Annotated in this window: 2 protein-coding genes; both read left to right on the forward strand. The window is 39.6% G+C overall.

Annotated elements, in window-relative coordinates; all coding sequences use genetic code 11:
• Positions 1 to 144: 144 nt before the first annotated feature.
• Entirely contained in the window at positions 145 to 1074 is a 930-nt protein-coding gene (locus tag AC1DRF_RS27475; protein ID WP_477742246.1) for an ADP-ribosylglycohydrolase family protein, read from the forward strand.
• 51 nt (positions 1075 to 1125) lie between these two features.
• Positions 1126 to 1472, forward strand: a 347-nt coding sequence (locus AC1DRF_RS27480) for a hypothetical protein (RefSeq protein ID WP_477742247.1), incomplete at its 3' end; no start/stop codon positions are given.

Raw genomic sequence — 1472 nt, forward strand, 5'->3', positions numbered from 1 at the left:
CTTGGTGGTCAATTGTTTTAGAGAATTATGAAGGGATGTCTTTATATTTCTTCCTATTTTATAAAGAAGAAAAAGCATCTAGGCAAGAGATCTCTTGCAAATTCCAAAATCAAACAATTACAATAATAGAAAGGAGTTGATCACATGACGCTACATAATAAAGTCCTTTCTACAATTATAGGAGGAGCTGTCGGAGACGTTTTAGGCGTTCCAGTTGAGTTTAAAAAACGCGATACATTTCGGATCACAACTATGACAGGCTACGGTACATACAACCAGCCAAAAGGAACGTGGTCAGATGATACATCTCTGACGATGTGCTTGATTGATAATCTACTAGAAAAACAAGATGAATATGATTTAATGCAAAAGTTTGCAAACTATTGGGCGAATGGCTACTGGACGCCGTACGGAGAAATGTTTGATATAGGCATCGCAACAAGCGAAGCGATTCGCCGCTATAAAAGCGGGCTTCCTAAAGAAGAGTGGGGAGGAAGCGCTGAATACGACAACGGAAACGGAGCGCTTATGCGTATTGCTCCGCTTGCGTTTACACTACGTCAGGAACCTAGCTTTATAAAAAGAAAAGAAGAAATAGAAAGAATTGCTCACGTCACGCACCGCCATGTGCGCTCTACGCTTGGCTGCATTATATACGTGGAGCTGCTTATTTGTCTTCTTGACTGCGAAGAGCCTTTTGAAGCATATGAAAAAGCGGTAAATCTTTGTCAAAAGCAGTTAACAGGTACGGAGTATGAAGCAGAGTTTTCTGCGTATGAACGAGTGTTAAACCTAAGCTTGCCGCACGCAGCGAGAAATGAAATCGGGTCAACTGGATACGTCGTCAGCTCGCTAGAAGCATCTCTTTGGTCTTTTCTGCAAAGTGATGACTACGAAGAAGCTGTACTTACTGCTGTGAATTTAGGAGAAGACACAGATACAATAGGCTTTATTACAGGTACTATGGCAGGAGCATATTATCAGCTAGATGGTATTCCTGAAAAATGGATTTGTCAGCTTGCTAAAAAGGAAGAGTTAGAGAAAGCGTGTAAGAAGTTTGCGGATATRTGTTAATAGATCATAAAAATTACTTTAAAGAGCAGAGGAGATAAAATGAAATTTTCTATGAATTTTGGCGATACCAATTTTATTGGAGTGGCAAATGCAAAAGACTACCAATCATTTGTCGATGAGGACTGGGAGCTAGATCAGCTCCTGAACCATTTCGGCAGTGAAATGAAAAAGAGAAATATCCTAGTATGTCAAATGACAGAAGAAGGAATTGAACACTCTTGGAACGTAGAAGTGAAGATTGGAACAGAGTCGGATATAGATACATACTTTAGGAAAGCAACAGGTTATATAAATGTAACTAATCATCAGCTTTATCTCGTAGATTATGACTGCCTTACGATGGCCGCCCAGTTTGAAGATCAGTTAGTGCCTGATGAAAACTGTTCTAAGTATAAAAT

The organism is Priestia sp. P5_B4 (assembly GCF_056400385.1).